Here is a 6,656-nt window from a genome sequence, read left to right on the forward strand (position 1 = left end):
CATCATATAGCCCCAACCGCCATTAATATACAATTCCGCCCCATTTGGGGCGGTCATAACTGTGTCAATATTACCCTTTCACACACACAACTTGTCGTAATTGATGGACAATTTCGACCAGTTCATTTTGGGCTGTCATTACCGCATCAATATCTTTGTATGCCATTGGGATTTCATCAATCACGTTGGCATCTTTTCGGCATTCAACGTGTGCTGTTGCTTTAATTTGGTCTTCAATGGTAAATTTCTTTTTAGCTTCTGTTCGGCTCATAACTCGCCCTGCACCGTGTGAGCATGAACAGAAACTTTCTTCATTACCAAGTCCTCGCACAATATAGCTTTTAGCTCCCATTGATCCCGGAATAATCCCTAGTTCACCTTTTCGAGCAGACACTGCACCTTTACGTGTAATGAAAATGTCTTCACCGAAATGTTGCTCTTTTTGTACATAGTTATGGTGACAATTTACCGCCGACATGTGGGTGGTAAATGGTTTAGTAATGACTTTACGCATTGCTAAAATAACATTATTCATCATTGCTTCACGGTTGAGTCTTGCAAATTCTTGCGCCCAATGCACAGCATCAACATAATCTTGAAAGTGTTCAGTGCCTTCTTGTAAATAAGCTAAATCTTTATCAGGTAGATTTTTGATATGGGCTTCCATATCTTTTTTAGCCATTTCTATAAAAAAGCTACCAATAGCATTACCTACACCACGTGATCCACTATGCAACATAATCCAAACTCGATCGGCTTCGTCCAAACAAATTTCGATAAAATGGTTGCCAGTGCCAAGTGTTCCTAAATGTCGGTAGTTATTAGTATTTAAAAAACGTGGGTATTTTTCAGTTAATTTTTCAAAACCGGGTAATAGCTGTTGCCAATAACTATCGATTAGTGATGGTGGATTTTGCCAGCTACCAATATCTTGTCGACGGTTATGAGGCGATCGACCATGTGGTACCGCTTTTTCAATTTCATGCCGTAACGGTAATAAATTATCGGGCAAATCACTCGCTATTAAAGACGTTTGCACAGCAATCATGCCACAGCCAATATCCACCCCGACAGTTGCCGGTATAATTGCGCCTATGGTTGGGATCACGCTACCGATAGTCGATCCTTTACCTACGTGTACATCAGGCATGACGGCGATATGTTTAAAAATAAACGGTAATTGTGCCGTTTTGGTTAATTGTGTTTTGGCTTCTTCTTCAACAGGCACGCCTTTTGTCCACATTTTTATTGGTTTTGCATTATCTGTTTGTAATAAGTTATAGTGTGTCATGCTTTATTCCTTTTTTATCATGCAACGTTAATTGCATGATGTTACATTTTTATTTTTAACCTTTAGGTTGGATATTAATCAAACCATGTAATACTTGATCTAGTCCCCCCACTACCGAGATCTTATCGATACGTTCGGCAATGCGTTCTAGGGTTTCCATCTCTTTCAAGCGTAAAGCCACTGGGTTGTTTTCCATCACTTTAGCTGTGTTTAATAATGAACGAGTGGCCGAGGTTTCTTCGCGGCGACGTATCACATTGGCTTGTGCTGATTTTTCAGCTTCAACCACTTGCGATAAAATCGCTTTCATATCGCCAGGTAAAATAATATCTTTTACTCCTAACGAGATAGTTGCAATGCCAAAACCTTCTAAACGCATTTGTACATGCTTACTTACCACTTCATCGATGATGCTTTTATTTTCAAGCAATTCATCTAATGTGCGAGTGCCAATTGCTTCACGTAAACCAAACTGGAGTTCTCGATAAAGTAATTCAGCAGGGCTTGCTGTTTTTTCAAATGCCATTAAAACATCTGTATAACGCCAGTTTGCAACCAAATTGATACGTAAATTCACTTTATCTTTAGTTAAAATTTCTTGAGCTGCAACTTCTAATACTTGCAAACGAGTATCAACGATATCAACCGATATTTCACGGTTAAAACGCCAATAAGCTGTGATACCCGCAGTTAATAGTTGCTCAATTTGGCCATTAACTTTTAATACTCCTACATGATAAGCTGGCACTTGGGCGATTAATACGCCATTATCGCCTATGATGCCTTTTTGTCGTAGTTTTGGTTGTAATAATTGTTCAATCATTTCATTATTTAAGGTATACCCCTTATTTAACTCAACCTTAACTATATGTTGTTTATCACTATTTTTCCAGTAAAGTCGTTTTGTTCCTGGCGGTAGAATTTCAACTAGCAAATCATTTTCATAACGCAACCCTACTTCGTTAGCGCCAACGTCCATTGCTATACAAAATTGTAATAGTTGCTGTGGTGTACGCTGTTCAATGGCATTAGCGATACGATCATCAATACGGTTTTCACGTAAATTAAATTTACCAAGTACAATAGTGTGTTTAAATGGACAGTAACCGACTACCGTTTCTGGCGCAATAATTTTTATTAATTGGTTATCAACAAATAAAGTACCGATTTGTTCATGAATAAAATGATGTAGAACTAATTTATCGATATTATTAATTGGTTCATTAGTGTTTTTTGCTTGCAATAATTCATTAGTAATTTCAGTCGGTAATGCATAATCTTGTTGTAATAACACTTTTTTTATTGAGTGAGATTTATAGCTGTTCCAATATAATGTTTTGGTTGCAGGTAAAATCACTTCAACTAGTTTTTGCTGTTCATAACGTAATGCGATTTCATTAGTAGCTACATCGACCAAATAACAGTGCTGTTTAACAATGGTTGGATAAAAGTTAAGTAGTTGTTCAGCAATTTCTTCGGCTACTTTGGATACAGCTAAATCAATTATTTTATAACTAAGCGTATTGAATGGATCGGCTTTATGGTAAACACCTGCTGTTAAGATCTGAGTAATCTCGCCATGTTTATATAATACTGCAATTTCATATTTTTTTACTTTAATGGTTTTTATCATTGTATTATTCCTTTTACGACAATCAGCCATCGTGTTTGTGCCAATTTGCACGGGTTAAGTAACGAAATAATAGGGGGAGCATTAAAGTGAATAAGAAAATAATCCTTCTTATTGGTGTTTAACTTTCTGCCTATTATCCAGTTTTTTTATCTTAGCCATTTTTATTGATCACTAAGTTAACCGGTTTAAACTGGTGAATAAGAAAGTGGTAATACAGCTTTACCTCTTTCTTATTCAACACGATCACTGATTGTGTTTATTATTACTTTCATTTTTGGTTTTTGAAGTAGGACTCGAACCTACCACATATCGATTCCTTGTCGATTGTTCTACCTGATGAACTATTCAAAAATTTGCTTTAATACAGCAACCTAATCACATAATTAGAAATACATGTTGATAATCTTTGGCTCCTTTATCCCATGGATAAATACGTAAAGTATTCGCTATGTACCTTGCTGCTATAAAAAAACAGCATATGTTTACTTAGGTACATTCAATAATGCTAAAAGTGTGCCAAAATTTTCAAAAAATAAAAAGTTATTTATAATTGTTTGATTTATATATGAATAATAAGATTGAAATATTTTTTGATAAAATATAAGTAGATTGTAATAGATTTATTTTTTATAATTTTATCTAGTTATTTATAATTTCTTATAAAAATGAAAAAGAATGTAGTGTTTGGTTTTTTAGGAAATGTACTGGATCAACGTGGTAAAGGTAAACGACGATGGTTGCAATGGCGACCGACTATCGATTTATGTCATCAATCTGATCTACCATTAACTCGATTTGAATTACTCTATTATCAAAACGATTATCATCTGCTTTGCGAAGTTGTTAAAGATATTAAAATTTTATCACCACAAACCGAAGTAAGGCCAATCGCAGTAAATATAGATGATCCATGGGATTTTGAACAAGTTTATACCTGCCTTTTTGATATTTCGAAAAACTACTCATTTAATTCAGAACAAGAAGAGTATTATTTGCATATCACAACAGGTACGCATGTCGCACAGATTTGTTGGTTTTTACTAGCAGAATCGCGCTATTATCCAGCTAAATTATTACAAATGTCTCCACCATCCAAAAAGGAGATAATGGAAAAAAAATATAACTTAGAGGAAGCAGATATCATTGCGCAAGTACCTTACGGTAATATGAATATCATCGATTTGAATTTGCATCGTTATGATAAAATCTTAACCCGTTTTCAACAATATGCCATTCAAGCAACAGATCTGTTAAAGTCAGGTATCGCTACTCGTAACCAACAATTTAATCAATTAATTGCTGAAATAGAACAGGTTGCTAGCCGATCGCATGCCCCTATTTTATTGTGTGGGCCAACTGGTGCAGGTAAATCATTTTTAGCTAAACAAATTTATTTACTAAAACACACTAATCATCAAATTAACGGTCAATTTGTCGAAATTAACTGCGCCACCTTACGAGGTGATAGTGCAATGTCAACCTTATTTGGCCATGTGAAAGGAGCATTTACGGGTGCAAATCTCGCTCGTACTGGATTACTTAAAAATGCTGACGGGGGGTTATTATTTTTAGATGAAATTGGTGAACTTGGTCTTGATGAACAAGCAATGTTATTAAAAGCGATCGAAGAGAAACAATTTTATCCATTTGGTAGTGATAAACCGATTCAGAGTGATTTTCAATTAATTGCTGGGACTAATAAAGATCTTAAATTGGCGATTGAGAATGGTGAATTTCGTGAAGATCTGTTTGCCAGAATCAATTTGTGGAGTTACCGACTGCCGAGTTTAGCCGAACGAAAAGAAGATATCGAACCGAATATTGATTATGAATTGGCGCGTTATGCTAAAGAATACGGTATTATGCCGCGTTTCAATCAACAATCAAGACGTGCTTATTTAGCTTTTGCTACCTCTCAGGAAGCATTATGGCAGGGTAACTTTCGTGAATTGAATAGCTCGATTATTCGTATGGCAACGTTAGCACCACAAGCTAATATTACGTTGGAACAAGTAGAAAAAGAGATTCTACGCTTAAAACAAAACTGGGGGAAACACAAATCAGATGACTCTTTAATTCCATTAGAAATAGATGAATTTGATCGCTTCCAACTGGAAAAGGTGATTGAAATCTGCCAAAAAAGTAGCTGTTTATCTGAAGCTGGCAGAAAATTGTTCGCTGTGTCTCGCATAAAAAAACAATGTAGCAATGATGCTGATCGATTAAAAAAATATTTGGCAAAGTTTGGTTTGAGTTGGCAGTTAATTCATCAATAGCCAATTGTTTAATCCCAATATGATAGAGCTAAATCCACAGGTATCAAAAGTGGATTTATTTTGACAAAAACGTTAGCTATTCAAATAAATATTCTCTCGTTTGCTATTTTGTTTCATTTTTAAGTAAAGGTAAACGTTTGGTATCAACGTGTAGCATTTCACCCGGATAGGTTTTGTTATCGCCTTTAGCTTGTCGCCTTAATTTATTTTCAATGGACTTTTCAAGTTTAAACATTGGAATGGCAACACATTTTCAAACAAAAAAATTAAGGGGTAAGTGTTTTTTAAATTCAACGGGAGGCAAGTAGCCTAACGAAGAATGTAATCGTTTATGATTATACCAATAAGCATAAGCCGAAAAAGCGCGTTGTAACTCAGCCGTTGAGTTGAAACGTTGGCCTTTTACAAATTCCGTTTTAATTGTTTTAAATGTCGCTTCCGCTACCGCATTGTCATAAGGACACCCTTTCTTGCTTAATGAATGCGTGATATTAAATGTCTTAAAACAATCCGCTAATAACCGATTATCAAACTCTTTACCGCGGTCTGAATGAAATAAATCTAATTTTGATAATGGTTGTTTAATTTGGCTTAATGCCGACATAACAAGCTCTGCTGTTTTATGTTGACCAACATGGTAACCGACAATCTGCCTATCGGATAAGTTCACTAAAACACATAAATAGTTCCAACGTTGCTTAACTTGAATATACGTTAAATCCGCAACAACAATTTGTTTTTTATCACCTACATCAAATTGTCGTTGCAGGTGATTTTCTGTGGCGGTTTCATTCACTTCCGTATTGTGAGATTGATAACGTTTAACGGTGTATTTTGATACCAGCAATAAGGCTTTCATCACCCGAGCAATGTAACGGCGTGACACCCAAATATTCTCTTTTTGTAAATCAAAACGAATTCGTCTTGTACCATAAGACTGATAGCTCTGATTAAATAGCGTCACGATTTTATCGGCATAAAGCCCTACTGATTTTTGTCTATTCAATTTACACTGATAATAAGCATAATATCTTGATAATCCTAAATATTGACATAGCTTTGTTATGCTATAACGATGTCGATTTGCTTTTAGGATAGCGATTTTCGCCCTATTATCAGTGCTGCTTGCTTTAGAATATCATTTTCCATACGCAGCTGTTTAAGCTCTTTACGCAACGCGATTAACGCTTGTTCTTGTGGACTGCGATTATCTTTTGTTTTAAATGAGCCACTTTGGCTTGATTGCGTTATCCAACGGTCCAAAGCTGATGGTGTCAAATCATATTCGGCAACGATTTCACTACGTGATTTACCATGTTGATAAAGACTGACCATTTGGTGTTTAAAATCATCTGTGAATGTTCGTCTTTTGCGTTTAATCTTATTCATATTTGTTCCTTTTTTAGTTGTGATAAGTTTACCTTACCCCTTAAAAAAGTTGTATGAATTAGTGTAG

5 protein-coding genes, 1 tRNA gene and 1 pseudogene are annotated in these 6,656 nt (G+C 35.4%); 1 reads left to right on the forward strand and 6 read right to left on the reverse strand.

Going from position 1 to position 6,656, the window contains the following annotated elements:
• Positions 1-70 precede the first annotated feature (70 nt).
• The 3 genes from A9G35_RS07760 to A9G35_RS07770 form a co-directional block, all read right to left on the reverse strand.
• A complete protein-coding gene (locus A9G35_RS07760) occupies positions 71-1,291 on the reverse strand; it encodes an RtcB family protein (protein ID WP_065636375.1) in 1,221 nt (406 codons plus the stop codon).
• A 55-nt stretch (positions 1,292-1,346) separates the two neighbouring features.
• Entirely contained in the window at positions 1,347-2,498 is a 1,152-nt protein-coding gene (locus tag A9G35_RS13705) for a slipin family protein (protein WP_065636381.1), read from the reverse strand.
• 701 nt (positions 2,499-3,199) lie between these two features.
• A tRNA-Pro gene (locus A9G35_RS07770) sits at positions 3,200-3,275 on the reverse strand.
• Positions 3,276-3,589: 314 nt separating this feature from the next.
• Between A9G35_RS07770 and rtcR the strand changes: the two genes are divergently transcribed.
• Positions 3,590-5,200, forward strand: a complete 1,611-nt coding sequence (rtcR, locus tag A9G35_RS07775) for an RNA repair transcriptional activator RtcR (protein ID WP_065636376.1) — start codon at positions 3,590-3,592, stop codon at positions 5,198-5,200.
• Between the two features lie 112 nt (positions 5,201-5,312).
• Here rtcR and A9G35_RS13930 read toward each other — a convergent pair.
• The 3 genes and pseudogenes from A9G35_RS13930 to A9G35_RS07785 form a co-directional block, all read right to left on the reverse strand.
• Positions 5,313-5,429 (reverse strand): annotated as a pseudogene (locus A9G35_RS13930) (IS481 family transposase); the annotation flags it as partial.
• 24 nt (positions 5,430-5,453) lie between these two features.
• Positions 5,454-6,302: an IS3 family transposase gene (locus A9G35_RS07780; protein ID WP_141673826.1), complete on the reverse strand. Its 849-nt coding sequence runs from the start codon at positions 6,300-6,302 to the stop codon at positions 5,454-5,456.
• Positions 6,290-6,589 (reverse strand): transposase, encoded by a 300-nt coding sequence (locus A9G35_RS07785; protein WP_065636378.1) that lies wholly within the window; start codon positions 6,587-6,589, stop codon positions 6,290-6,292. The genes A9G35_RS07780 and A9G35_RS07785 overlap by 13 nt, the downstream gene beginning before the upstream one ends.
• Positions 6,590-6,656: the final 67 nt, after the last annotated feature.

Source organism: Gilliamella sp. Choc5-1 (assembly GCF_001690595.1).
Taxonomy (GTDB): domain Bacteria; phylum Pseudomonadota; class Gammaproteobacteria; order Enterobacterales; family Orbaceae; genus Gilliamella; species Gilliamella apicola_M.

Excerpts from the sequence above, each read along its gene's own strand:
- rtcR (WP_065636376.1), top strand. The coding sequence starts at position 3,590 with ATGAAAAAGAATGTAGTGTTTGGTTTTTTAGGAAATGTACTGGATCAA.
- A9G35_RS07760 (WP_065636375.1), bottom strand. The coding sequence starts at position 1,291 with ATGACACACTATAACTTATTACAAACAGATAATGCAAAACCAATAAAA.
- A9G35_RS07785 (WP_065636378.1), bottom strand. The coding sequence starts at position 6,589 with ATGAATAAGATTAAACGCAAAAGACGAACATTCACAGATGATTTTAAA.